The sequence below is a fragment of the Pseudomonas sp. NPDC089918 genome (genome assembly GCF_050280605.1).
Lineage (GTDB): Bacteria > Pseudomonadota > Gammaproteobacteria > Pseudomonadales > Pseudomonadaceae > Aquipseudomonas.
The window spans coordinates 39,748-65,720 of record NZ_JBNNVP010000037.1 but is presented as its reverse complement, the minus strand read 5'-3'; the positions used below and the strand labels follow the sequence as shown (position 1 = coordinate 65,720).

At 60.3% G+C, this 25,973-nt stretch carries 22 protein-coding genes; 12 read left to right on the top strand and 10 right to left on the bottom strand.

The features are described 5' to 3' along the window. The 5 genes from ACQKPC_RS23080 to ACQKPC_RS23060 all read left to right on the top strand — a co-directional run. Window positions 1-2,648: sarcosine oxidase subunit alpha family protein (locus tag ACQKPC_RS23080; RefSeq protein ID WP_427626548.1), on the top strand; the 2,648-nt coding region annotated here is incomplete at its 5' end. Between the two features lie 129 nt (window positions 2,649-2,777). Beyond that, on the top strand, window positions 2,778-3,410 hold the full coding sequence (locus ACQKPC_RS23075; protein WP_007907568.1) for a sarcosine oxidase subunit gamma: 633 nt from the start codon (window positions 2,778-2,780) through the stop codon (window positions 3,408-3,410). A 143-nt stretch (window positions 3,411-3,553) separates the two neighbouring features. Further along, window positions 3,554-4,411 (top strand): formyltetrahydrofolate deformylase, encoded by an 858-nt coding sequence (gene purU / locus ACQKPC_RS23070; RefSeq protein ID WP_007907570.1) that lies wholly within the window; start codon window positions 3,554-3,556, stop codon window positions 4,409-4,411. Between the two features lie 179 nt (window positions 4,412-4,590). Further along, window positions 4,591-5,790, top strand: a complete 1,200-nt coding sequence (fdhA, locus tag ACQKPC_RS23065) for a formaldehyde dehydrogenase, glutathione-independent (protein ID WP_305424815.1) — start codon at window positions 4,591-4,593, stop codon at window positions 5,788-5,790. A 241-nt stretch (window positions 5,791-6,031) separates the two neighbouring features. Then, complete coding sequence (locus ACQKPC_RS23060) at window positions 6,032-6,649, top strand: DUF2780 domain-containing protein (RefSeq protein WP_427626545.1); 618 nt, start codon at window positions 6,032-6,034, stop codon at window positions 6,647-6,649. 1 nt (window position 6,650) lies between these two features. On the opposite strand, the gene ACQKPC_RS23055 is transcribed toward ACQKPC_RS23060, so the two are convergent. Further along, window positions 6,651-7,535: an acyltransferase gene (locus ACQKPC_RS23055; protein WP_427626543.1), complete on the bottom strand. Its 885-nt coding sequence runs from the start codon at window positions 7,533-7,535 to the stop codon at window positions 6,651-6,653. Between the two features lie 272 nt (window positions 7,536-7,807). Here ACQKPC_RS23055 and ACQKPC_RS23050 point away from each other — a divergent pair, with 272 nt between their 5' ends. From ACQKPC_RS23050 to creD, 4 genes are all read left to right on the top strand, one after another. After that, a complete protein-coding gene (locus tag ACQKPC_RS23050) occupies window positions 7,808-8,314 on the top strand; it encodes an ATP-dependent zinc protease family protein (protein ID WP_007904116.1) in 507 nt (168 codons plus the stop codon). Window positions 8,315-8,373: 59 nt separating this feature from the next. Then, window positions 8,374-9,054 carry a two-component system response regulator CreB gene (gene creB, locus ACQKPC_RS23045; RefSeq protein WP_218395226.1) on the top strand — a complete coding sequence of 227 codons (681 nt, stop codon included), beginning with the start codon at window positions 8,374-8,376 and terminating at the stop codon, window positions 9,052-9,054. Continuing rightward, window positions 9,054-10,481 carry a two-component system sensor histidine kinase CreC gene (creC, locus tag ACQKPC_RS23040; RefSeq protein ID WP_427626540.1) on the top strand — a complete coding sequence of 476 codons (1,428 nt, stop codon included), beginning with the start codon at window positions 9,054-9,056 and terminating at the stop codon, window positions 10,479-10,481. Before creB ends, creC begins: the two co-directional genes overlap by 1 nt. 158 nt (window positions 10,482-10,639) lie before the next feature. Further along, window positions 10,640-12,010, top strand: coding sequence for a cell envelope integrity protein CreD (gene creD / locus ACQKPC_RS23035; RefSeq protein WP_427626538.1), 1,371 nt, complete (start codon window positions 10,640-10,642; stop codon window positions 12,008-12,010). A gap of 211 nt (window positions 12,011-12,221) precedes the next feature. On the opposite strand, the gene ACQKPC_RS23030 is transcribed toward creD, so the two are convergent. From ACQKPC_RS23030 to ACQKPC_RS22995, 8 genes are all read right to left on the bottom strand, one after another. Further along, window positions 12,222-12,851, bottom strand: a complete 630-nt coding sequence (locus tag ACQKPC_RS23030; protein ID WP_427626536.1) for a glutathione S-transferase — start codon at window positions 12,849-12,851, stop codon at window positions 12,222-12,224. 283 nt (window positions 12,852-13,134) lie between these two features. After that, window positions 13,135-13,314, bottom strand: a complete 180-nt coding sequence (locus tag ACQKPC_RS23025; protein ID WP_427626534.1) for a hypothetical protein — start codon at window positions 13,312-13,314, stop codon at window positions 13,135-13,137. Continuing rightward, window positions 13,311-14,441 carry a PepSY-associated TM helix domain-containing protein gene (locus ACQKPC_RS23020; RefSeq protein WP_427626532.1) on the bottom strand — a complete coding sequence of 377 codons (1,131 nt, stop codon included), beginning with the start codon at window positions 14,439-14,441 and terminating at the stop codon, window positions 13,311-13,313. Before ACQKPC_RS23020 ends, ACQKPC_RS23025 begins: the two co-directional genes overlap by 4 nt. 72 nt (window positions 14,442-14,513) lie before the next feature. Further along, window positions 14,514-16,943, bottom strand: coding sequence for a TonB-dependent siderophore receptor (locus tag ACQKPC_RS23015; protein WP_427626530.1), 2,430 nt, complete (start codon window positions 16,941-16,943; stop codon window positions 14,514-14,516). A gap of 220 nt (window positions 16,944-17,163) precedes the next feature. Then, window positions 17,164-18,135 (bottom strand): FecR domain-containing protein, encoded by a 972-nt coding sequence (locus tag ACQKPC_RS23010; RefSeq protein ID WP_427626528.1) that lies wholly within the window; start codon window positions 18,133-18,135, stop codon window positions 17,164-17,166. After that, window positions 18,132-18,650: an RNA polymerase sigma factor gene (locus tag ACQKPC_RS23005; protein WP_032830771.1), complete on the bottom strand. Its 519-nt coding sequence runs from the start codon at window positions 18,648-18,650 to the stop codon at window positions 18,132-18,134. Before ACQKPC_RS23005 ends, ACQKPC_RS23010 begins: the two co-directional genes overlap by 4 nt. A 249-nt stretch (window positions 18,651-18,899) precedes the next feature. Continuing rightward, window positions 18,900-19,607 carry a 3'-5' exonuclease gene (locus ACQKPC_RS23000; RefSeq protein WP_063342325.1) on the bottom strand — a complete coding sequence of 236 codons (708 nt, stop codon included), beginning with the start codon at window positions 19,605-19,607 and terminating at the stop codon, window positions 18,900-18,902. Then, window positions 19,604-21,544, bottom strand: coding sequence for a putative nucleotidyltransferase substrate binding domain-containing protein (locus ACQKPC_RS22995; protein WP_123497319.1), 1,941 nt, complete (start codon window positions 21,542-21,544; stop codon window positions 19,604-19,606). Before ACQKPC_RS22995 ends, ACQKPC_RS23000 begins: the two co-directional genes overlap by 4 nt. Window positions 21,545-21,808: 264 nt before the next feature. Here ACQKPC_RS22995 and ACQKPC_RS22990 point away from each other — a divergent pair, with 264 nt between their 5' ends. After that, entirely contained in the window at window positions 21,809-22,255 is a 447-nt protein-coding gene (locus tag ACQKPC_RS22990) for a response regulator (RefSeq protein ID WP_007904163.1), read from the top strand. Window positions 22,256-22,486: 231 nt separating this feature from the next. Here ACQKPC_RS22990 and ACQKPC_RS22985 read toward each other — a convergent pair whose 3' ends face one another. Then, complete coding sequence (locus ACQKPC_RS22985) at window positions 22,487-24,664, bottom strand: malate synthase G (RefSeq protein WP_427626525.1); 2,178 nt, start codon at window positions 24,662-24,664, stop codon at window positions 22,487-22,489. Here ACQKPC_RS22985 and ACQKPC_RS22980 point away from each other — a divergent pair. Next, the gene (locus tag ACQKPC_RS22980) at window positions 24,647-24,913 is read left to right on the top strand and encodes a hypothetical protein (RefSeq protein ID WP_131816009.1); all 267 of its coding nucleotides are present in this window, start codon (window positions 24,647-24,649) and stop codon (window positions 24,911-24,913) included. The genes ACQKPC_RS22985 and ACQKPC_RS22980 overlap by 18 nt on opposite strands. 335 nt (window positions 24,914-25,248) lie before the next feature. Further along, a complete protein-coding gene (locus tag ACQKPC_RS22975) occupies window positions 25,249-25,767 on the top strand; it encodes a glycine cleavage system protein R (protein ID WP_427626522.1) in 519 nt (172 codons plus the stop codon). Window positions 25,768-25,973 lie beyond the last annotated feature (206 nt).

Here is a 25,973-nt window from a genome sequence, read left to right as displayed (position 1 = left end):
CGCCGGGCTTCTACTACAAAACCTTCATGTACCCGCAATCGTTCTGGATGACCTACGAGAAGTACATTCGTAAGGCTGCCGGCCTCGGCCGCTCGCCGACCGAGAACGATCCGGACACCTACGACTACATGAACCAGCACTGCGACGTGCTGATCGTCGGCGCTGGCCCTGCGGGTCTGGCGGCTGCGCTGGCGGCTGCCCGTAGCGGTGCGCGTGTGATTCTGGCCGATGAGCAGGAAGAGTTCGGCGGCAGCCTGCTCGATTCCCGCGAAAGCCTCGACGGCAAGCCTGCCACCGAGTGGGTCGCCAGCGTCATCGCCGAGCTGAAAAACACCCCGGACGTGCTGCTGTTGCCGCGCGCCACGGTCAACGGTTACCACGACCATAACTTCCTGACCATTCACGAGCGCCTCACCGATCACCTCGGTGACCGTGCCCCGATTGGCCAGGTGCGTCAGCGCATCCACCGGGTTCGCGCCAAGCGTGTAGTGCTGGCGACCGGTACTCACGAACGTCCACTGGTTTACGGCAACAACGACGTGCCGGGCAACATGCTCGCCGGCGCTGTGTCGACTTATGTTCGTCGTTACGGCGTGGCACCGGGCAAGAAGCTCGTGCTGTCGACCAACAACGATCACGCCTACCGCGTAGCGCTGGATTGGCTCGACGCCAGCCTGCAAGTGGTCGCGATCGCCGATGCCCGCAGCAACCCGCGTGGTGCGCTGGTGGAAGAAGCACGCGCCAAAGGCATCCGCATCCTGACCGGCAGCGCCGTGATCGAGGCCCGTGGCAGCAAGCACGTCACCGCCGCTCGCGTTGCCGCGATTGATGTAAAAGCACACACCGTGACCAGCCCGGGCGAGTGGCTTGATTGCGACCTGGTTGCCAGTTCCGGCGGTTACAGCCCGGTGGTTCACCTGGCGTCGCACTTGGGCGGCAAGCCGATCTGGCGTGAAGACATCCTCGGTTTCGTACCGGGCGAAGCACCGCAAAAACGCGTGTGCGTCGGTGGCATCAACGGCGTCTACGGCCTCGGCGATTCGTTGGCCGATGGTTTTGAAGGTGGTGCTCGCGCCGCCAGCGAAGCCGGTTTCGGCAAGGTCGAAGGCGTACTGCCCAAAGCCCTGAGCCGTCTGGAAGAGCCAACTTTGGCGCTGTTCCAGGTGCCGCACGAAAAAGCCACTGCCCGTGCGCCGAAGCAATTCGTCGACCTGCAGAACGACGTCACCGCTGCCGCCATCGAACTGGCGACCCGCGAAGGCTTCGAGTCGGTCGAGCACGTCAAGCGCTACACCGCGTTGGGTTTTGGTACTGACCAGGGCAAGCTCGGCAACGTCAACGGTCTGGCCATCGCCGCCCGTTCGCTGAACGTGACCATCCCGCAGATGGGCACCACCATGTTCCGCCCGAACTACACGCCGGTGACTTTCGGCGCCGTGGCCGGCCGTCACTGTGGGCACATCTTCGAACCGGTGCGTTTCACTGCACTGCATCACTGGCACGTGAAGAACGGTGCCGAATTCGAAGACGTCGGTCAGTGGAAACGTCCTTGGTACTTCCCGAAAAACGGTGAAGACCTGCACGCCGCGGTAAAACGCGAATGCAAAGCCGTGCGCGACAGCGTCGGCCTGCTGGACGCTTCGACCCTGGGCAAGATCGACATCCAGGGCCCGGATTCGCGTGAGTTCCTCAACCGCATCTACACCAACGCCTGGACCAAGCTCGACGTGGGCAAGGCCCGTTACGGCCTGATGTGTAAAGAAGACGGCATGGTGTTCGACGACGGCGTGACTGCATGCCTGGCCGACAACCATTTCGTGATGACCACCACCACCGGCGGCGCTGCACGCGTGCTGCAATGGCTGGAAATCTACCACCAGACCGAATGGCCAGAGCTGAAGGTGTACTTCACTTCGGTCACTGACCACTGGGCGACCATGACCCTGTCGGGGCCGAACAGCCGCAAGCTGCTCAGCGAAGTCACCGACATTGACTTGAGCAACGAAGCCTTCCCGTTCATGACCTGGAAAGAAGGTCTGGTCGGTGGTGTGCCGGCGCGGGTGTTCCGGATTTCGTTTACCGGTGAGCTGTCGTACGAAGTCAACGTGCAGGCCGACTACGCCATGGGCGTGCTGGAAAAAATCGTCGAGGCCGGCAAGCAGTACAACCTGACCCCGTACGGCACCGAAACCATGCACGTTCTGCGGGCAGAGAAGGGCTTCATCATCGTCGGTCAAGACACTGACAGCTCAATGACCCCGGACGACCTGAACATGGGCTGGTGTGTCGGTCGCACCAAACCGTTCTCGTGGATCGGCTGGCGTGGGATGAACCGCGAAGACTGCGTGCGTGATCAGCGCAAACAGCTGGTCGGTCTGAAGCCGATCGATCCGACCAAGTGGCTGCCGGAAGGGGCGCAACTGGTGTTCAACACCAAGCAAACCATCCCGATGACCATGGTCGGTCACGTGACTTCCAGTTACCTGCACAACTCCCTGGGCTATTCGTTTGCCATGGGTGTGGTCAAGGGCGGCTTGAAGCGCATGGGTGAGCGGGTGTTCGCACCGCTGGCCGACGGCAGCGTGATCGAGGCGGAAATCGTTTCTTCGGTGTTCTTCGATCCGAAAGGCGATCGCCAGAACGTGTAAGTCGATCGTTCCCACGCTCTGCGTGGGAATGCATCCCGGGACGCTCCGCGTCCCAAGAGCGGACGCAGAGCGTCCATGGCGGCATTCCCACGCAGAGCGTGGGAACGATCAACAAAAGAAAGGTGCTTTATGACCGCAGCCAATGTTTACCAACAACGCCCAACCACCGGGGCCAAGGCCGAGTCGTCGCTGCATCATGCCGACCTCGCCAGCCTGGTGGGCAAGGGTCGCAAGAACGCCGGCGTGATCGTGCGTGAGAAAAAACTCCTCGGTCACCTGACCATCCGTGGCGATGGCCACGATGCCGCGTTCGCCGCCGGCGTGCACAAGGCCCTCGGCCTGGAACTGCCCGCCGCGCTGACCGTGGTGATCAAAGGCGAAACCAGCCTGCAATGGATGGGGCCGGATGAATGGCTGCTGATCGTGCCGACCGGTGAAGAATTCGCTGCCGAGAAAAAGCTGCGTGAAGCACTGGGCGACCTGCACATCCAGATCGTCAACGTCAGCGGCGGCCAGCAGATCCTCGAGCTCAGCGGCCCGAACGTACGCCAGGTGCTGATGAAATCCACCAGCTATGACGTGCATCCCAATAGCTTCCCGGTGGGCAAGGCTGTCGGCACGGTGTTCGCCAAGTCGCAATTGATGATCCGCCACACCGCCGAAGACACCTGGGAACTGCTGATTCGTCGCAGCTTCTCGGATTACTGGTGGTTGTGGTTGCAGGATGCGGCCGCCGAATACGGCCTTAGCGTCCAGGCGTAACACAGCGTAAAGATCGTTCCCACGCTCTGCGTGGGAATGCATCCCGGGACGCTCCGCGTCCCAAAGCGGACGCAGAGCGTCCATGGCGGCGTTCCCACGCAGAGCGTGGGAACGATCAGTTTCGCTACAGGAGTCACCGCACTATGAGCCGCGCACCAGACACATGGATTCTGACCGCCGACTGCCCTAGCGTCCTCGGCACCGTGGATGCGGTGACCCGCTTTCTGTTCGAGCAGGGCTGCTACGTCACCGAGCACCATTCCTTCGATGACCGGCTCTCGGGCCGTTTCTTCATTCGCGTGGAGTTCCGTCAGCCCGATGGCTTCGACGAACAAGCTTTTCGCGCCGGTTTGGCGGAACGTGGTGACGCCTTCGGGATGGTCTTCGAACTGACCCCGCCGCATCACCGGCCGAAAGTGGTGATCATGGTGTCCAAGGCCGATCACTGCCTCAACGACTTGCTCTACCGCCAGCGCATCGGCCAGTTGTCGATGGACGTGGTCGCCGTGGTTTCCAACCACCCGGACCTCAAGCCGTTGGCCGACTGGCACCAGATTCCGTACTACCATTTCCCGCTGGACCCGAACGACAAGCCGTCCCAGGAGCGTCAGGTCTGGCAGGTGGTCGAAGAGTCTGGCGCCGAGTTGGTGATTCTTGCGCGCTACATGCAGGTTCTGTCGCCAGAGCTGTGCCGCAAACTCGACGGCAAGGCGATCAACATTCATCACTCCCTGCTGCCGGGTTTCAAGGGTGCCAAGCCCTATCACCAGGCCTACAACAAGGGCGTGAAACTGGTCGGCGCCACGGCGCATTACATCAACAACGACCTGGACGAAGGCCCGATCATCGCTCAGGGCGTAGAGGCCGTGGACCACAGTCATTACCCGGAAGATTTGATCGCCAAAGGGCGGGATATCGAAGGGCTGACCCTGGCGCGGGCGGTGGGGTATCACATTGAACGACGGGTGTTTTTGAACGCCAATCGCACGGTCGTTCTTTAGATCGCCATCGCTAGCAGGCTAGCTCCCACATTGAAATGCGTACCCTTGTGGGAGCTAGCCTGCTAGCGATGGCGCCATAACAAACAACACAAGACACACAGGCAATAACCCGAGCAATCAACGCGCCGCCGCTCCATGGCGACGCGACCGCTACATAAAAACAACAGCGAGGTGAAAGCATGTCTGGTAATCGTGGTGTGGTGTATCTCGGCGCTGGCAAGGTCGAAGTACAGAAAATCGACTATCCCAAAATGCAGGACCCGCGCGGCAGGAAGATCGAGCACGGCGTCATCCTGCGCGTAGTGTCCACCAACATCTGTGGTTCCGATCAGCACATGGTGCGCGGGCGTACCACCGCTCAGACCGGTCTGGTGCTGGGCCACGAGATCACGGGTGAAGTGATCGAGAAGGGCAGCGGTGTCGAGAACCTGCAGATCGGCGACTTGGTGTCGGTTCCTTTCAACGTTGCCTGTGGCCGTTGCCGTTCGTGCAAAGAGCAACATACTGGCGTCTGCCTGAGCGTTAACCCGGCGCGTCCGGGCGGTGCCTATGGTTATGTCGACATGGGTGACTGGACCGGTGGCCAAGCCGAATACGCGTTTGTGCCGTATGCCGACTTCAACCTGCTGAAACTTCCAGATCGCGACCGGGCCATGGAAAAAATCCGTGACCTGACCTGTCTCTCCGACATCCTGCCCACCGGTTACCACGGCGCAGTGACTGCCGGCGTTGGCCCTGGCAGCACCGTGTACGTCGCCGGCGCCGGCCCGGTTGGCCTGGCAGCTGCCGCTTCCGCTCGCCTGCTGGGTGCTGCGGTGGTGATCATCGGTGACGTCAACCCGATCCGCCTGGCCCATGCCAAGGCTCAGGGTTTCGAAATCGCCGACCTGTCGACAGACACCCCACTGCACGAACAAATCGCTGCACTGTTGGGCGAACCGGAAGTGGACTGCGCCGTCGATGCCGTAGGCTTCGAAGCTCGCGGTCACGGCCATGCCGGCGTGAAGCACGAGGCTCCGGCCACCGTGCTCAACTCGCTGATGGGCGTGGTTCGGGTGGCTGGCAAAATCGGCATCCCTGGCCTGTACGTGACCGAAGATCCGGGTGCTGTGGACGCTGCCGCGAAAATGGGCAGCCTGAGCATTCGCTTCGGTCTGGGCTGGGCCAAATCCCACAGCTTCCACACCGGCCAGACCCCGGTGATGAAGTACAACCGCCAACTGATGCAAGCCATCATGTGGGACCGCATCAAGATTGCTGACATCGTGGGTGTTGAAGTCATCAGCCTCGACGACGCCCCGCGTGGTTATGGCGAGTTCGATGCGGGCGTGCCGAAGAAGTTTGTGATCGATCCGCACAAGATGTTCAGCGCGGCGTAAGGCTGGGAGCAAGACGGAAAAAGGGGCGACAGTGATGTCGCCCTTTTTTATGGAGCACCGCAGCCTGCGCTTTCAGGTTCTGCCGGGTTGTTCACAGGCCTGTTCGGCGGGAGCGGGCGTGCCATTCATCGTATGGATTCGGGGTTCCACGACCGGGGGGGAACATGCCAGCAGATGCCCGGTCAAATCGGCAGTTTTGCTGCCCTGCCGGGTGGTTCTCATGGCACAAGAGGATGTCTGAATGAACGTTTCACGCGGTTTTGCGTTGGCATCGCTCATGGCTGTTGCTTCGTTGACGACGCTGGCCGCGAGCCCGGCCTTTGCGCAGTTCAGCTTCAGCGATGCGGCCAATGCGGTTACGGCGATGCAGGGTAACGAGGACGATGAGAGCGACGAGAGCGAAGACGCCGTGGCGGCGCTACCCAAGGCTGCCGGTTTGCTCACTTCCCTGGGGTCTCAGCTCAATGTCACGCCAGAACAGGCCATGGGTGGTGCCGGTGCGATGCTGGGGCTGGCCAGGAACCAACTCAGCGGCCAGGACTTCACCGAACTGAGCAAAAATGTGCCGGGCCTCGATCAGATCGCCGGCAACAGCGCCATCAGTGGCTTGAGCGGATTGGGTGGGCTGCTCGGCGGTGGTGTCGACAAGAACCCTTTGCTCAATGGTTTGCTGGGTAACGTCAAGGACACCAAGGATCTGAACAACGCGTTCAGTGCCCTGGGCATGGACACCGGCATGATCGGCCTGTTTGCCCCGGTGATTCTGCAATACCTCGGTCAGCAAGGCGTCGCCGGTTCGCTGCTGCAAAACCTTGGCGGAATCTGGGGCACCGGCATCGGCACCGGCATAGGTAGCTGAGTCAGCCCTCGGCGCGCAGGGCCTTGATACGCCGGTCCTTCTCGATCCAGAGCTGGTTGACCCAGTTCTGGACGTGTTCGCGAAACACCGGATCGTTTTCGTAATCGCCTTGCCACAGCGCCGGGTCCAGTTCACGTGTGTGGATGTCGATGATCACCCTCGGCACGTTGCCGCTGATCAAATCCCAGAACCCCGGAATCTTCTGCTGTGGATACACCACCGTCACATCAAGAATGGCATCCAGCTGTTCGCCCATCGCCGCCAGCACAAAAGCCACGCCGCCAGCCTTGGGCTTGAGCAGGTGGGTGAAGGGTGACTGCTGCTGTGCACTTTTCGTTGTGGTGTATCGAGTGCCTTCCAGATAATTGACCACTGTCACTGGCTGACGCTTGTACAACTCGCAGGCTTGTTTGGTGATCTCCAGGTCCTTGCCGGCCAGCTCCGGGTTCCGGGCGAGAAACGCCTTGGTGTAGCGCTTCATGAACGGATAGTCCAACGCCCACCAGGCCAGGCCCAGGAACGGCACCCAGATCAGTTCTTTCTTTAGGAAGAATTTGAAGAACGGCGTGCGCCGGTTAAGCGTCTGGATCAGTGCCGGGATGTCGACCCAGGATTGATGGTTACCGATCACCAGATACGAGGTGTCGCGGCGCAAATCATCACCACCGCGGATGTCCCATCGGGTGGGAATGCACAGTCGGAAAATCAGCTTATCGATCTCGGCCCAGGTTTCGGCAATCCACATCACCGCCGCCGAGGCATCATCGCGAAAGCGCCCGGGCAAGAGCAGTTTCAGCAGGGCGAACACCATCAAAGGCCCGAACAGCACCAGGGTGTTAAGCAACAGCAGCAGGGTAACGAAACAGCCGGTGAGCAGGCGGCGCATAAGTAACTCTTGAAAGCGTTTGGGCGCGCCATGATAAGCAGCTTCAAGCGACAGGCCAAATCAGTGGTGACGAATGTTTCACGTTTGCGGCGGTATGTTGGACTGACATAGCGATCGTTCCTACGCTCTGCGTGGGAATGCAGCCCGGGACGCTCCGCGTCCCCAAAGCGTGACGCAGAGCGTCACATGAGGCATTCCCACGCGGAGCATGGGAACGATCATCCACACAACGGTCTAAAATCCCGCTGCCCACTTTCCAAGGAACCCCCTACGTGAAATCTCTCCTTGCACTGCTTTCCCTCGTGGCCCTGCCGGTCCTGGCCGCTGAACCGACCCTGTACGGGCGTTACGAATACATCGCGCTGCCGGAAATCGGTGGTGAAGTCCTCAAGGCCAAAATGGACACCGGCGCCCTGACCGCGTCGCTGTCGGCCAAGGACATCGAAACCTTCACCCGTGATGGCGACGAATGGGTGCGTTTCCGCCTCGCCACCAAAGGCGCGAGCAACAAGGTCTACGAACACAAGGTCGCGCGGATCAGCAAGATCAAGACTCGCTCCGAAGAAGACGACGATGACAAAGAAGCGATCGAACCCACCAAACGGCCAGTGGTTGATCTGGAACTGTGCCTGGGCAATGTCAAGCGCACCGTCGAAGTCAACCTCACCGACCGCAGCAGCTTCAATTACCCGCTGTTGATCGGCGCCAAAGCACTGCGTGAATTCGGTGCGGCGGTGAACCCGGCACGGCGTTTCACGGCAGACAAACCCGACTGCTGATTGACGGCGAATCAGCCTTGGGGCACCGTTCGCCCACTTAACTAGCGGGCTCGGATGCCATGCCTCATATCCTGATTGTCGAAGACGAAGCGGCGATTGCCGACACCCTGATTTTCGCCTTGCAGGGCGAGGGCTTTACCACCACGTGGTTGAACCTTGGCGCGGCGGCACTCGAGCATCAGCGCGCCACGCCGGCCGACCTGATCATCCTCGATATCGGCCTGCCGGACATCAGCGGCTTCGAGACCTGCAAGCAATTGCGGCGTTTCAGCGAAGTGCCGGTGATGTTCCTCAGCGCCCGTGATGCCGAGATCGACCGCGTGGTGGGTCTGGAGATCGGCGCCGACGACTACGTGGTCAAACCGTTCAGCCCCCGGGAAGTGGCGGCGCGGGTCCGGGCGATTCTCAAGCGCATGGCGCCACGACCGGTGGCGGAGGCGGCGTCAGCGCTGTTTCGCATCGACAGCGAACGGGTGCAGATCAGCTATCGCAACCAGCCGCTGAGCCTGACTCGCCATGAGTTTCGTTTGCTGCAATGCCTGCTGGAACAACCCGAGCGAGTCTTCAGCCGCGAGCAATTGCTCGATGCGTTGGGTGTGGCCGCCGACGCGGGCTATGAGCGCAGCATCGACAGCCACATCAAAAGCGTGCGCGCCAAGTTGCGCCAGGTGAAGGCCGACGCCGAGCCGATCCAGACTCACCGCGGCCTCGGTTACAGCTACAGCCCGGGGCACAGCTGATGCCATTGGGAATCCGGATTTTTCTGGTTTATGTGCTGTTCATCGGCCTGACCGGCTACTTCGTGCTCAACACCGTGATGGAAGAAATCCGCCCCGGCGTGCGCCAATCCACCGAAGAAACCCTGGTGGACACCGCGAACCTGATGGCCGAGATCCTGCGGGACGACTTCAAGGCCGGCACCCTCAGCCAGAACCGCTGGCCCGAGTTGCTCAAGGCTTACGGTGAACGGCAACCGAAGGCGAAAATCTGGGGCATGCCGAAGAATCAAGTCAACCACCGTATTTACGTGACCGATGCCAAGGGCATCGTGGTGCTCGATTCCAGTGGCATCGCGGTTGGCCAGGACTACTCGCGCTGGAACGACGTCTATCTGACCCTGCGCGGCGAGTACGGCGCACGTTCGACGCGCAGCAACCCGGATGATTCGAATTCGTCGGTGATGCATGTCGGGGCACCGATTCGCGACAACGGCCAGATCATCGGCGTGGTGACGGTGGCCAAGCCCAATAGCTCGCTGCAGCCTTACGTTGATCGCACCGAGCGGCGATTGCTGATTTATGGCGCCGGGCTGATTGGCCTTGGTTTGCTGTTCGGTGCGCTGTTGTCGTGGTGGCTGAGCGCGGCGCTGCGGCGGTTGACGGCGTATGCCCAGGCCGTCAGCGATGGCCGGCGGGTCGAGGTGCCGCATTATCGTGGCGGCGAGCTGGAACAACTGGCCACGGCGGTGGAGCAGATGCGCACCCAGCTTGAGGGCAAAGCCTACGTCGAACGTTATGTACACACCCTGACCCATGAATTGAAAAGCCCGCTGGCGGCGATCCGTGGTGCGGCGGAGTTGCTGCAAGGCGAGATGCCGCTGGCTCAGCAGCAGCGTTTCGTCAGCAACATCGACAGTGAAAGCGCACGTATGCAGCAGTTGATCGAACGACTGTTGAACCTGGCGCAGGTGGAACAGCGCCAAGGGCTGGAAGAGCGGGTGGCCGTGCCGCTGGCGGGTTTGGTCGATGAGCTATTGAGCGCGCAGGCTGCGCGAATCGAAGGCAAGCAGTTGCGTGTGGAACTGCAGATTACAGCGGATCTGAACCTGCTCGGCGAGCCGTTTCTGTTGCGCCAGGCGCTGGGTAATCTGCTGGAGAACGCTCTGGATTTCACCCCGGATCGTGGCTTGCTGCGATTCAGTGCCGCAAAGCTCGGTGAGCAAATCGAATTCAAGTTTTTTAACCAGGCCGAGGCGATTCCCGACTATGCGTTGCCGCGCTTGAGCGAGCGCTTCTACTCACTGCCGCGTCCGGACAGTGGGCGTAAAAGTACGGGGTTGGGGCTTAACTTCGTTGAAGAAGTGGTCAAGTTGCATGCCGGTGCGATGAGTGTCGGTAATGTCGATGGCGGCGTGCAGGTGAGTTTGCATCTGCCTTTAGCCCGATAAAGATCGCAGCCTTCGGCAGCTCCTACATGGGTACGCGTTCGGCGTAGGAGCTGCCGAAGGCTGCGATCTTTTCTAAAATCCACACACTCTCCACATTCCCCCCACAAAACCCCCACACATCGACTCCAGACTTTCCCCATCCAAACAGGGAGAGTCCCATGAACCGTAGCTTGACCCTAAAACTGGGGGCGATTGCCCTTTTGATTCTGTTGCTGCTGATCCCGTTGCTGATGATCAACGGCGTGATCCAGGAGCGCCAGCAACTGCGCGACGGTGTGCTCGAAGACATCGCCCGCAGTTCCAGTTACAGCCAGCAATTGAGCGGCCCGCTGATGGTGGTGCCCTATCGCAAAACGGTGCGCACCTGGAAAACCAACGAAAAAACCAACCAGCGTTACCAGGACGTTCGCGAGGAACGCGGCCGTTTGTATTTCCTGCCGGAGCGCTTCGAACTGGACGGCCAGGTCCAGACCGAACTGCGCGCCCGGGGTATCTACGAGGCGCGGCTGTTTCATGCCGACAACCGTATCAGCGGGCATTTCTCGGTCCCGGCACAATTGGGCATCAAAGAGGACTTCGCCGATTACCGCTTCGATCAACCGTTCCTGGCCGTCGGCATCAGCGACATTCGCGGCATCGAGAATGCATTGAAACTCGAACTCAATGGCCAAAGCCTGGACTTTGTACCGGGTAGCCAGGTGGGCTGGTTGGGCGAGGGTGTGCATGTGACGCTACCAGCGCTGGATACCCGGCAGGCCACGGAACTGGCCTTCGGTTTCGACTTGCGCCTGCAAGGCACCGGCCAGTTGCAGGTTCTCCCGGTGGGCAAGACCAGCAAGGTTTCACTGGCCGCCAACTGGCCACATCCCAGCTTCATCGGCAACTACCTGCCGGCCCAGCGTGAAATCACCGATCAGGGTTTCACCGCCAATTGGCAAACCTCGTTTTTCTCCACCAACCTGCAAGAGGCGTTGAACAGTTGTGTGTCTGGCGGCCAGTGCGAGGCGTTCAGCGGTCGCAGCTTCGGCGTGAGTTTCATCGACCCGGTGGACCAGTACCTGAAAAGCGACCGGGCAATCAAATACGCGCTGCTGTTCATCGTCCTGACCTTCGCCGGTTTCTTCCTCTTCGAAGTGCTGAAAAGCCTGGCGGTCCACCCGGTGCAATACGCGCTGGTGGGCGTGGCGCTGGCGTTCTTCTACCTGTTGCTGTTGTCGTTGTCCGAACACATCGGCTTTGCCCTGGCGTATCTGCTGTCGGCGAGTGGCTGTGTGGCGTTGATCGGTTTCTATGTCTGCCATGTGCTGCGCAGCGTGCGCCACGGCTTGAGTTTCTCGACGGGGCTGGCGGCGTTGTATGGCTTGCTCTACGGCTTGCTGAGCGCCGAGGATTACGCGCTGTTGATGGGCTCGTTGCTGTTGTTCGGGCTGCTGGGCGTGTTCATGGTGCTGACCCGCAAGCTGGACTGGTATGGGATCGGGCAGAAAACCGCGAAACCTTTGGTCTTTGATATTGGAGCCGTGGAATGAGCCGGTCGTTGGGGTTGCGCGAAGATCAGCGGGTGGGTGAGGTATTGGCGACGCGGATTGCCGGGTTGTTTCCGTTAGATCCGGTGTGGTGCATTCGCGAGCAAGCCCGCTCCCACATTGGCTCTGTGTTGTTACAAATATGGAATGAACAACACAAATCCCCTGTGGGAGCGGGCTTGCTCGCGAAGAGGCCGGTACAGCCAGCGAATATCTAAACCTTCGGCATCGTAGCAATCATCGAAGGCCGCTGACTCACCTCAAAATACCACTCTGCCAGCTTCGGATTCTCTTTGCGCCATTCCAGATCCGGATGGCGCAGATCCAGGTAACCCAAGGCACAGGCCACACTGATCGCCGCGACATCGAAATGGCTGGTCAGCTCGGCAATCGCGTCGGCTTCCAGCAGGGCCAGAGCGCGACGAATCTTGTCGCGCTGACCGTCAAGCCATTCGTCCCAGTGTTTTTCCGGCGCGCGCAGGGCTACTTCATAGCGAATCATCACCGCGGCATCCATGATCCCGTCTGCCAGTGAAGCCAGTGTCATGCGCCGCCAGCGCGCCGAGCCTTCACGAGGAATCAGCGGATTGCCGACGTGCTGATAGTCGAGGTAATCGAGGATCACCCGGCTGTCGTACAACACATTGCCGTCGGCCAGGCGCAGCGCCGGAATCTTGCCCAACGGGTTGTCTTCGTTGAGGGCCAGATCCGGGCTGACAGGCGTGAGCTGGCTGGCTTGCAGCGCCACACGGTTCGTCTGCCCGGTTTCATGCAGCAGCACCATGACTTTGCGAACGAAGGGCGACGCGGGGTTGTGGAACAAGGTCATGCTGGGGGCGGACATGGCAACCTCTCGATCGTGGGCAGTGTCGGCAGCATAGCGCTTTAATGCTTGAGCTCAAGCACGAGCTCACGGCTGAGCACGGAACGAAATGTGGGAGCGGGCCTGTGTGGCGAGGGGGCTTGCCCCCGTTGGGGTGCGCAGCGCCCCTGAAACCAGCCGCCACGATCTTGAATCAGAAAGTGGTGACCGGTTTACGATTGCTTCGCAACCGAACGGGGGCAAGCCCCCTCGCCACACAAGCCCCTCTTGCCACACAAGCCCGCTCCCACAGGTTTTGTGGCGTTCAATGGCGTTGCAGCAGCCCGCGCATGGCGAGGAAGGCAGGGATGCCCAGGCCGAGCCAGCTCAATGCATCCCACACGCCATCGCCCAGCAACGCGGCAAACAGCCCCGCGGCGCTGAGCAGGGCAATGACGGTGGGCGTGGCGAAGACCTTCCAGAAGCTCGACTGTCTCGGTCTCATGTCGGGCACTCCGCGTTTTCGAGTACAGGTTTCGCGACCTTGCGCCGCACCACCCACAAGTAAACCCCACTGCCGAGCACAATGATGGTCAGCACATCGAGGGTCGCCCAGAGGATTTTCATCGGCATGCCGCCGTAATCTCCGAAGTGCAGCGGCTGCGACATGCCCATGGCGTCCATGTACCACGGCCGTTCGGCCACCGCCGTGACTTGCAGGGTGCTGGCGTCGATCAACACCGGTGTCAGCAGGTGCGAGGTCAGGTGAGTGCTGCCTTTCATGAATACGGCGTAATGGTGTTCGCTGGAAAACCGGGTGCCGGGGAAGGCGATGAAGTCGGGCTGCATGTCCGGCGCGACGTCTTTGGCGATGTCGAGTAAGCGAGTCGCAGGCGCCAATTGAGTCAGCGGCGGCGCATCGCGGTAAGGCGCGATCATCGCGCTCAGGCTGTCGTTGCGCCACGCAGCGATCAATAAGTCGGCACAGGCGCTGATCACGCCAGTCACGCCGACCACCAACGCCCAGGTCAGCGTCACCACGCCGATCAGGTTATGCAGGTCGAGCCAACGCAGGCGGGTGGATTTGTCGTGGCGCACGGTGGCGAACTTCAAGCGCCGCATGAACGGCAGGTACAGCACCGTGCCGGAGACAATCGCCAGCACAAACAGGATGCCCATGAACGCCAGCAGCAACTTGCCCGGCAGGCCAGCGAACATGTCTACGTGCAAGCGCAACATGACCATCATCAACCCGCCATTGGCCGAGGGCATTTCCAATGCTTCGCCGGTGCGAGCGTCGAGCATGAAGGTGTGGGACGAGTTCGGCTCGGTGCCGGCAGTGGGCGCCATGATCGCGATGACGCCGTTGGGGTCTTCGTCGTCGTAGCCGAAATACTGCATGACCTCGCCGGGACGATGCTTTTCAGCCGCGTGCACCAACTGCTGCAAATCCAGCTGCGGGGTATCGGCCGGCATCGATTTCAACTCGGCGGCATCGCCCAGCAGATGGTCGATCTCGTGATGGAAGATCAACGGCAGGCCGGTGAGGGCCAGCATCAGCAGGAATACCGTGCAGATCAGGCTGGTCCAGGTGTGAATGCAGGACCAGCGGCGGATGGTTTTGCTTTTCATTTCATGGCCTTCAGAAAGACCAAAGCCGTCCTCGAAGGACGGCCTGGTCGTGGCGCGTGTCAGTTCAGGCGATTACCACTTGTACGTAGCACTGGCGACGACACTGCGTTGGTCGCCGTAGTAGCAGTAGAAGCTGTCGCAAGTGGAGATGTAGTCCTTGTCGAACAGGTTGGTGGCATTGAGTGCCAGCGAGGCACCTTTCAGACTGTTATCCAGACGGCCCAAGTCGTAATGGACCGTCGCGTCGAACACTGTGTAGGCATCAGCCTTGCCCAGCCAGGTGTTGCCCTGGTCGCCATAAGTATTGCCGGTATAACGTGCGCCGGCACCGATGCCGAAACCATCCAGCACGCCGTTGTGCCAGGTGTAATCGGCCCACAGCGAGGCTTGCTGGTTAGGCATCAGTTGCAGGCGATTGCCCTTGAAGTCACCCTTTTGTACTTCGGACTTGGCCAGGGTGTAGGCGGCGATGACTTTCAGGTTGTCGGTGACGTCGGAAACGGCTTCCAGCTCCAGGCCTTTGACTTTCACTTCGCCGGTCTGGCTGGTAATCGAGACGTTGTCCGAGTTGGTCGTGGTGACGGAGACGTTTTTCTGGGTCAGGTTATAGACCGCAGCCGTCAGCAGGGTGTTGCTGCCCGGCGGTTGGTACTTGATGCCCAGTTCCCACTGCTTGCCTTCAGTCGGCTTGAACGACTCGGTCGGCGATGCCGTGGCTTTGCTGGTCGGCTGGAACGACTCGGCGTAGGACAGGTAGGGCACGAAGCCCGAGTCGAACACATAGCTGATCGCTGCGTTGCCGCTGAATTTTTTGTCCCGTTCGGTGTTGGTGGCATCACCCTTGTTGAAGAATTTGGTGCCCGTGTGGATCCAGTCCTCACGACCACCGAGGGTCAGACGCCATTGGTCGAGGGCCATTTGGTCCTGGACATACAAACCGGTCTGGTAGGTCTTCTGGTCATAGTCATAGAACGCCGTCGAGCGTGACGGGCGAACGATTGGCTGGCCATAGATCGGGTTGTTGACGTTGGTGGTCAGACCGTCACCGAAGATCGAGGTGTAGTTGGTATTGGTGCGCTGGTGATCGAGGCCGATCAACAGGGTGTGACGGATGTCGCCGGTCGCGAAGTCGCCCTGGAAGTTGTTGTCCACAGCGAACTGGCTGATGTCCTCGTCGACACTGGTGCTAGAGCGGCCAACGTTGCCCTCGGCATCGACCTGGGTGAACGGGTAGGCGCCCGGCGTGAGAGCCTGGAAGGACAGGTCCGACTTGGTGTAACGCAGGTTCTGCTTGAACTGCCAGACATCGTTCAAGCGATGTTCAAAGGCGTAGCCCAGTGCGTAGTAGGTGCGGTCGTAGTATTCCCAGTCCGGGTCACCGAGGTTTTTGTGATGGGAGATATCGCCGAGCGGCGAATGGATCTTCGTGCCTTGCACCGGCAGGAACTGGCTGGTGATGCCTGTGTCGTCACGGGTAAATTGCGTCAGCAGCGTGAACTTGGTGTCAGGGTCGATGTTCCAGGTCAGGCTCGGTGCAATGTTGTAGCGTTTGTTGTCGATGTGATCGACCTGTGTGCCGCTGTCGCGCAATACACCACTCAGACCATAGGTAAACCGGCCTTCGTCATCGATCTTGCCGGTGCTGGCGAAGCTGATTTGACGATGGTTGTCGCTGCCGTATTGCAGCTGGATTTCATGGCTCGACTCGGCGCTGGGACGGCGGCTGACCATGTCCAGCAGACCGCCCGGCGGCGTCTGGCCGTAAACCGAAGAGGCCGGGCCGCGCAACAGGGCGAGGCGATCAAGGTTCCAGGTTTCCTGTTTCGGGTTGGCGTACACGCCTTTAGGCAGTGGCAGGCCATCGAGGAATTGCGTCGGTTCGAAACCGCGCACGAGCAACCAGTCGGCGCGGGTGTCGCTGCCGTAGCTGCTGGCGACGATGCCGGGCATGTAGCGCACGGCATCATCGATGTTTTGCACACCGCGATCTTCCATTTGCTGGCGGGTGGCGACGGAAATCGAACGCGGTGCTTCGACCAGTGCGGTGTCGGTCTTGGTGCCTGCGGCGGTGCGCGTGGCAACGTAACCTTCGACCGGGCTCCAGGCAGTTTCCGCATTTTCCAGGCCAATGACGGCGGTTTCCGGCAAGGCCATCACGCCCTCGGGCACGGCCACCAGGCTGTAGGTACCGGCGCTGCTCTGTTCCAGTTGCAGGCCGGTGCCGCGCAGGGCTTCACGCAGGGCGCCGGTGGCGTCGAATTGGCCCTTCACCGGGGCCGAGGTCTTGCCCGCCGCCAGCGATGGATTCAACGACAGCGCCAAGCCGGCCTGGCTGGCGATCTGGTTCAGGGTGCTGGCCAATGGCGCAGCCGGCAGGTTGTAGGCGCGAACACTGGACGCCTGTTCGGCGGCCATCAGTGGACCGCTGGCCAAAGGGGCGCAAAGGGCAATGGCGACCGCCAGCAAATGGGGGCGCAACACGGTGTCTAGCGAACGGGACATACAGCGGCTCCTGAATGGAAATATTTCTCAATTGCCTAGGTGCCGGACGAGAATTCAAAAGTGATAGGGCGAGATGAAAATAATTTCGATTCAGTAAACCAGTCGCTAAGGGATCGTTCCCACGCTCTGCGTGGGAATGCCTCAATGGACGCTCTGCGTCCGCTTCGGCATGTGACGCGGAGCGTCACGCGCTGCATTCCCACGCAGAGCGTGGGAACGATCATTTAGCGTCAGTTTTTGCTGCGACCGTCACCCACCATGGCGTGTGCTGTTCGATCTGCACCGGCAGGGTCGGTAAAAGCGCACTCAACGCCTTGTCGGTATCGTTCAGCGGGAAGCTGCCGGTGATGCGCAGGTCGGCGACCTCTGGCGTGACGCCAAGATGCCCGCGACGATAGCGAGCGAGTTCCTGGACCAGATCCTCTAGCCGCGCGTTGTCCACCACCAGCATGCCGCGGGTCCAGGCATCGGCGCCGAGGTTGAGGGCGATGATGGGGCCCAGGCCATTGCTGCGCATCAGCACTTGCTGGCCTTCGCGCAGGATCTGTTCCTCGGGGCTCGATTCGGGATGGGCGGCTACCGCTGATTGCAACACGCTCAGGCGTGTGCCTTTATCTTCACGCTTGACCAGGAACCGTGTCCCCAGCGCTCGCATGCTGCCTTCGCGAGTTTCGACGATAAACGGCCGGGCATCGCCATGGCCGGTTTCGACGAGGATTTCCCCTTCCTGAAGGACGATCAGCCGCTGCTTCTCATCGAAACGCACATCCACTGCGCTGTGGGTGTTGAGGTTGATCTGCGTGCCATCGGTCAGGCGCAGGGTGCGTTGCTCGCCGGTGGCGGTGCGCTGGTCGGCCAGCCAATAGTCGATGGGCAGATAACGATCACCGGCGAACAGCGCCAGGCCGATCACCGCGACGACGCTGGCCAGACCACTGCCGAGCTTGCGCACCCGGCGCCGGATGCTTTCACGCGATTGCAGCAGGGCAGTGCGGGCCGGGCCGCTGGCGACGCTGAAACGCTGGTCGAGCATGCCTAACTGACGCCACGCCCGAGCATGTTCTTCGTGGGCGGCGTGCCATTTGGCAAACTCTTCGCGCTCGACTACGTTGCCGGAATCCAGCGACAGTTGCCAGGCAATCGCGGCATCCAGCACCTGCGCCGACACGGGCTTAGAGTTGACCGGGCTCATACCGGCTCACCATACAACGCGATGTAGCACTGGCGAATGCCTTGGGCGAGGTACTGACGAACTCGCGGCACCGACACACCCAGACGCTGAGCGATTTCGGCGTGGCCGAGACCATCGAGACGGTTATAGAGAAACGCTGCCCGGGCCTTGCTCGAGAGCTTGCCCAGCAGGCGATCGATGGCTTTGAGGTCTTCGAGGATCAGTTGCTGTTCTTCCACCGAGGGTTGTTCGCCTTCGGGAACCAGCATCAATTCGGTGAGGTAGGCCTGTTCCAGTGCGGCACGGCGGAAATAGTCGAACAGCAGACCCTTGGCGATCGCCACCAGAAATGCCCGGGGTTCGCGAGGTGCCTTCAGTTCGTCACGGCCCAGCAAGCGCACGAAGGTGTCCTGGCTCAGGTCTTCGGCCCGTTGCGGGCAGGCCACGTTGCGCCGTAGCCAGGCTAATAGCCAACCGCGATGGTCGCGATACAACGCACCAACGAGCTCACTCTGGGGGCTTTGGACTGACGACACGCAACATCACCGAAGGGGAAGTGTTAAGTAACGAGAATTGTTCGCGATTGTGGCAGAGGCGGGGGAGGTAAGCAATTGGCGCTGGTCGGGTGGTTTTGGCGGGGGAAATATCCAGTCAGACCAAGTTATCGTTCATCGCGGGCAAGCCACGCTCCCACAGGTTTTGTGCCGTTTGCGAAATCGGCGGACGACGAAAAACCTGTGGGAGCGTGGCTTGCCCGCGATGGGGCCCGAACAGTCACCGAAGATCTAGAAAGACGGAGCCTGTCGCCGCCGCTTCCACTGACTCAGCCGCTGTTGCAAATTCAACGGGCTATGAATCTGCTGCTGTCGCGCCCGGCTGAATAAAATCAGCACCAGCTCCGCCGTCGCCAAGGCATCGGCACTGGCGTTATGCCGCTCGAAAACCTCCAGCTTGAACCAGTCGATCCACTCGTCCAGCCCGGCCTCGCGAATATGTGCCTGTGGACAAAGCAATGGCGCGATGTCGGCCACATCCAGAAACGGATGCTGCAATTTGTAGCCCAGATGTTCTTTCAGCGCCCGCCCCAGCATGTGCTGGTCGAACGGTGCATGAAAGGCCAGCACCGGACTGTCGCCGACGAACTCCATGAACTCGAGCAAGGCTTGTGCGGGGTCGCTGCCGGCGGCAATGGCGCTCGGGCCCAGACCGTGAATCAACACGCTGGGGCCGAGTTTGAGTTCGGTGCATTGCAGCGTGCGTTCGAATTGCTGGCTGAAATCGATCGCCCCGTCCTCGATCACCACCGCACCGATGGACAATAGCCGGTCCTTATTCAGGTTCAGCCCGGTGGTTTCCAGGTCGAGTACCACCCAGCGTTGTTCGCGCAGGCTGCAATCGCCCAGCTCGGCCACGGCCGGCAAGCGCTCCAGACGTTGTTGCAGTTCGCCGGGCAAAATGGGGCTTACCGGCCGCAGCCATGAAAACAGGCTCATAACTGATACCGCAGGGTCAGGCTGCTTTGCAGGCGTTGGGCCTGGCGCAGGGATTCACGCAGGATGCGTCGGTCCAGATGATTGAGGCTGTCAGGATCGACGCGGTTGGAGTAGGGAAAATTCTCCCGGGTCTGTAGCTGATGTTGCTGCATGCGGGTTTGCTGAATGAAGTGATACGCCTCTTCATACGCCGCGCCGTCCAGCCGTTCGATGACTTCTTTGTCCACCAATTGGCGAAAGCGCTCCAGGGTATTGTTGGCGTCGATGCCGTGGGCCAGGGCCAGCACTCGAGCGCCATCGACGAAAGGGGTCAAGCCCTGGAGTTTCAGGTCGAGGGTGGCTTTCTCGCCATTCTTGCGAGCCAGCACGAATTCGCGGAAACGTCCTACGGGTGGACGGTTGCGCAGGGCGTTTTCGGCCATCATGCGTTGGAACAAGCGGTTGTCGCCGACCTGATCGAGAATGCCTTGGCGCAGTTGCTCGCAGCCTCGCTCATCGCCCCAGACCACGCGCAGGTCGAAATAGATGCTCGACCCCAGCAGGTTTTCCGGAGTCGCCTCGCGGATAAACGCCGCAAAACGTCGCGCCCATTCGGCCCGAGACAAACACAGCTCGGGGTTGCCGGCCATGATGTTGCCTTTGCACAGGGTGAAGCCGCACAGCGCCAGGTTCTGATTGATCTGCTGGGCGATGGGCAGCAACTTGCCGCGAATCTCGGCGGCGTGGGCCGCGTCGCGGGCTTCGAACAGAATGCCGTTGTCCTGATCGGTGTGCAGCGTCTGCTCGCGGCGGCCTTCGCTGCCGAAGCACAGCCAACTGAACGGCACGCCGGGGTCACCTTTCTCGGCGAGCACCAGTTCGATCACCCGGCACACGGTGTGGTCGTTGAGCAGGGTAATGATGTGGGTGATCTGGGTCGAGGATGCTCCGTGTGCCAGCATCCGCTCCACCAATTGGCCGATCTCGCCGCGCATCGCCACCAGGTTTTCCAGCTTCTGGGCACTGCGAATAGTCCGCGCCAGATGCACCAGATCGACCCGTTGCAGGGAAAACAGGTCGCGTTCCGAGACCACGCCGCACAGGCGCTGATCCTTGACCAGGCAGACGTGGGCGATGTGCCGTTCGGTCATTGCAATCGCGGCATCGAAGGCGCTGTGGTCCGGCGTCAGGTAAAACGGCGCCCGGGTCATATGCCCTTCGATGGCTTCATTGAAGTCGCTGGTGCCGTTGGCCACCACATGCCGCAAGTCGCGCAGGGTGAAAATGCCCAGCGGCGCCTTTTGCTCATCAACCACCACAATGCTGCCGACTTGTTGATTGTGCATCAGCGTTACGGCTTCACGTAGCGCAGTGCTCGGACTGCAGGTCACCGGGTGACGCATGGCCAGTTCACCCAGTCGGGTATTGAGCGAGTACTGGGTGCCGAGGGTTTCCACGGCTTTTTGCTGGACTTGCTGGTTCACCTGATCCAGCAAACTGCTGACTCCGCGTAGGGCAAAGTCGCGAAACGGGCTGGAAAGTGCGAACAGTTTGATGAACGCCAGCTTATTCAGCTGCAGGCAAAAGGTATCTTCGGCCGCCAGGTGTTCGGTGCGAGTCGCCCGCTCCCCCAGTAACGCGGCGAGGGGGAAACACTCGCCGGTGGTGATTTCGAAGGTGGTTTCGGTCCCCCCCTTGGCCGTGTGCGGACGTTCGCCCACGACCCGGCCCTGTTTGACGATGTAGAAATGCTCAACCGGGCCATCGGCAGGTTTGATGATGCTTTCGCCGGGGGCATAAAAACGCAGCTGACATTGCTCGACCAGATAGGCCAGGTGGGCGTTTTCCATCTGATTGAACGGCGGGAAGCGCTGTAGGAATTGCAAAGTGCCCTGGATGTTCTGCAACACCGCGGTTTTCCCTGCCTGGGTGAAGGCGTCCGCTTTACTCATAACCATTACCGCAGTCTTTTTCTGATTGTTGTGTCGGATCGTTGTGTCAGATCGTTCCAGCCATGGTCGGCCCCTACGGGCAGGGTGCCCATTGGACGTAAGTCTAGGTAGGCAGTGCCACGGTCGGAATATGGGAAATGTCTGACACAACTGAGGGAAAAACCTCCTACATTGTCTATTGGAATAATTTCCGACGAAGTGCACATTGAAGTCTGCTGAGCGATGTCTGACCACTGTGTCAGGGATCGAATCGAAAACGTTGAGAAAGCCATGTCCGACCACGATATTTTGAGTGATGCCGAGCGCGAAGCGCTCAGTGCCGTTATGTTGGAACCAGACTTGCCGCCGCAGCGGGTGCTGATCGTCGATGACGATAAGGACTCCAGGGAATTGCTGTCGGAAATTCTGGGGCTGGACGGCATTCACTGCATGATGGCGGCCAGTGGCGAAACGGCGCTCAAATTGCTGGAGACGAAGTCATCAATCGGGCTGGTGATTACCGACCTGCGGATGGGGCACGTTGATGGTCTGGAACTGATCCGTCAGGTGCGGGAGTCGGCTCGTGCGGCATTGCCGATCATCATCGTCTCCGGCGACGCCGACGTGAAGGATGCGATCGAAGCCATGCACTTGCACGTAGTGGACTTTCTGCTCAAGCCCATCGATAGCGGCAAACTGCTTGAATTGGTCAAGCATGAGCTGGGGATGGATGTGTAGCAGCTGTGGGCGAGGGGGCTTGCCTGTGGCGAGGGAGCTTGCTCCCGCTGGGTTGCGAAGCAGCCCCAAAACCAGCAATCCCAATGTACCTGGTACACCGCATACACAGGATTTACGACTGCTGCGCAGTCGAGCGGGAGCAAGCTCCCTCGCCACAGGGGACCGCCGCGGCGTAAAAAAAAGCCCTGATCTTTCGATCAGGGCTTTTTCATGTCCGACATCAGCGTTTACTCAAAGGCCATTGGCAGCCTTGAATTCGCGGCGACGACGGTGCAGAACCGGCTCGGTGTAGCCGTTCGGCTGTTTGGTGCCTTCGACCACCAGTTCGACCGCCGCCTGGAAGGCGATGTTGCTGTCGAAGTTCGGTGCCAGCGGACGGTACAGCGGGTCGCTGGCGTTCTGACGGTCAACCACCGGCGCCATGCGCTTGAGGCTTTCCATCACCTGATCTTCAGTGACGATGCCGTGGCGCAGCCAGTTGGCGATGTGCTGGCTGGAAATACGCAGCGTCGCACGGTCTTCCATCAGGCCGACGTCATTGATGTCCGGCACTTTCGAGCAGCCCACACCCTGGTCGATCCAGCGCACCACGTAGCCAAGAATGCCCTGGGCGTTGTTATCCAGTTCGTTCTTGATCTGCTCCGCGGTCCAGTCTGGGTTGACGGCCAGCGGGATGGTCAGAATGTCGTCCACCGAAGCGCGAGCACGTTTAGCCAGCTCGGCCTGACGGGCGAACACGTCGACCTTGTGGTAATGCAGCGCGTGCAGCGCGGCGGCGGTCGGCGATGGGACCCAGGCGGTGTTGGCACCCGCCATCGGGTGAGCGATTTTCTGTTCGAGCATCGCTGCCATCAGGTCCGGCATGGCCCACATGCCTTTACCGATCTGGGCGCGACCTTGCAGGCCGGTGCTCAGGCCAATATCGACGTTCCAGTTCTCGTAGGCGCTGATCCATTTTTCAGCCTTCATGTCGGCCTTGCGCACCATCGGGCCGGCTTCCATGGAGGTATGGATTTCATCGCCCGTGCGGTCGAGGAAGCCAGTGTTGATGAACACCACGCGCTCGGCGGCAGCCTTGATGCAGGCCTTGAGGTTGACCGTTGTACGGCGCTCCTCGTCCATGATCCCGACTTTGAGGGTGTTGCGTGGCAAGCCCAGCACGTCTTCGATGCGACCAAACAGCTCGTTGGTGAACGCCGCTTCTTCCGGGCCGTGCATCTTCGGTTTCACGATGTAGACCGAACCGGTACGGCTGTTCTTGCGCGAGCTGTTGCCGTTGAGGCTATGGATCGCCGCGAGGCAAGTTACCAGACCGTCGAGAATACCTTCCGGTACTTCATTGCCGTCTTTATCGAGGATCGCGTCGATGGTCATCAGGTGACCAACGTTGCGCACGAACAACAGCGAGCGACCGTGCAGGCTCAGTTCTTTGCCATCGACACCGGTGTAAGTGCGATCGGCGTTCATGGTGCGGGTAAAGGTCTGACCGCCCTTGGAGACTTCTTCCGACAGATCGCCCTTCATCAAGCCGAGCCAGTTGCGGTAGATCACCACTTTGTCATCGGCATCGACCGCGGCGACCGAGTCTTCGCAGTCCATGATGGTGGTCAGCGCGGCTTCCATCAGGATGTCTTTGACGCCGGCCGCGTCGGTCTGGCCGACGGGGGTGCTGGCGTCGATCTGGATTTCGAAGTGCAGGCCGTTGTTTTTCAGCAGGATCGCAGTTGGAGCCGCTGTATCGCCGTGGAAACCGATCAGTTGCGCATCGTCGCGCAGGCCGGTGTTGCTGCCGCCTTTGAGGGCGACCACCAGTTTGCCGTCAATGATCTTGTAGCCTGTGGAGTCGACGTGGGAGCCGGCAGCCAATGGCGCGGCTTCGTCGAGGAAGGCGCGGGCGAAGGCGATGACCTTGTCGCCGCGAACCTTGTTGTAGCCTTTGCCTTTTTCCGCGCCGTCCGCTTCGCTGATGGCGTCGGTGCCATAGAGCGCGTCATACAGCGAACCCCAGCGGGCGTTCGAGGCGTTGAGCGCGAAGCGCGCGTTCATCACCGGCACCACCAGCTGTGGACCGGCCATGCGGGCGATTTCGTCATCGACGTTTTGTGTCGTTGCCTGGAAATCAGCCGCTTCTGGCAGCAGATAACCGATGTCTTGCAGGAAGGCTTTGTAGGCCACCGCATCGTGCGCAACACCTGCACGAGCCTGGTGCCAGGCATCGATACGTGCCTGGAAATCATCGCGTTTGGCGAGTAGGGCTTTGTTCTTCGGCGCCAGGTCATGGATGACCTTGTCGGCACCGGCCCAGAACGTGTCGGCGTTGAGGCCGGTACCGGGAATGGCTTCGTTGTTCACGAAGTCGAACAGGACTTTGGCGACCTGCAGGCCACCGACTTGAACGTGTTCAGTCATTGCTTGCCTCACTCTGCTCAGCTATTTCGCTTTTCAGCTCTTCAATTTAACAATGAAGCCTCTGGCCATTTAAACCACAAACCCATCTACCAGTACATGCCATTGCTGGCGGCTGGGTTCGATCCGATCAACGGCTTTGCGGCCTTGCTGACAGGGCTTTCAGGGGTTGCGACGGCACCTGCGGCAGACATCGATCCAGCGTTATGTAGTGCGCGCTGCGGCATACTACATGATGAATTGCGGTTGTGAAAATTAGACTAATTACGTCGTTCTGCGACCCCATGACGCATTGCGGTCATGGCGAGGAACGGGATGTTCTCAAAAAACTATTAGATTGTTCCAGTTAAATATAAAAACTTGTACACATAATCTTCGAAGCCCTGCTATGGGGCACTGCTCTTTGTGGCGAGGGAGCTTGCTCCCGCTGGGGCGCGAAGCGGCCCCCTGCATCTATCCGAACAGTCCGCATTTTGGCAATTTGGCGACTGCTGCGCAGCCGAACGGGGGCAAGCCCCCTCGCCACAACCAGCCCCTTGCCTATACTTGCTTTTCTATAACAAAAGTCATGACAAGAGGGCTGCGCCATGAACCACCTCGTACTCACGGTATTCGCTCTGGACAAGCCCGGGCAGGTCGAGCGCATTGCCCAATGCATTGCCGAGCATGGTGGCAACTGGCTGGAGAGCCGCATGTCGCGGATGGCCGGGCAGTTCGCCGGGATCCTTCGTGTGGGTGTACCGGCCGAGGCTTACGATGAACTGGTAGACGCCCTACAGGGACTGTCGGCCCAGGGGATTCGCGTGATGATCGCCGAAAGCGGCATCGAACAATCCTGCACCTGGAAGCCGATTGCCATGGAACTGGTGGGCAATGATCGTCCGGGCATCGTGCGAGACATTACGCGCCTGCTGAGCGAACAGGGCGTGAACCTGGAAAGTCTGGTGACCGAAGTACGCCCGGCGCCGATGAGCAGCGAGCCTTTGTTCCACGCTGAAGCGATTCTCGCGGTGCCGCTGACTTTGTCGCTGGAGGTGCTGCAAGCGCGCCTGGAAACCCTGGCGGACGATCTGATGGTCGAATTGGTGCTGCGTAGCGAACCCTGAAAGGTTATCCAAGTTATACGTGCACCTGCCTGTGGATAACCTGTAGAGACACCTCGCCAGGCCACGTCGGCCGGGGCTCTTCAGGATCTGATCAAAAAACCAGCAGTTTCAGTGACTTGCGCACAATCGCCGGGGATCACGCTGTGGATAACCTTGGGAAGGATGGATGCAGGCCACGGGAGACGTGGCCTGTAGAGGTTTGTACG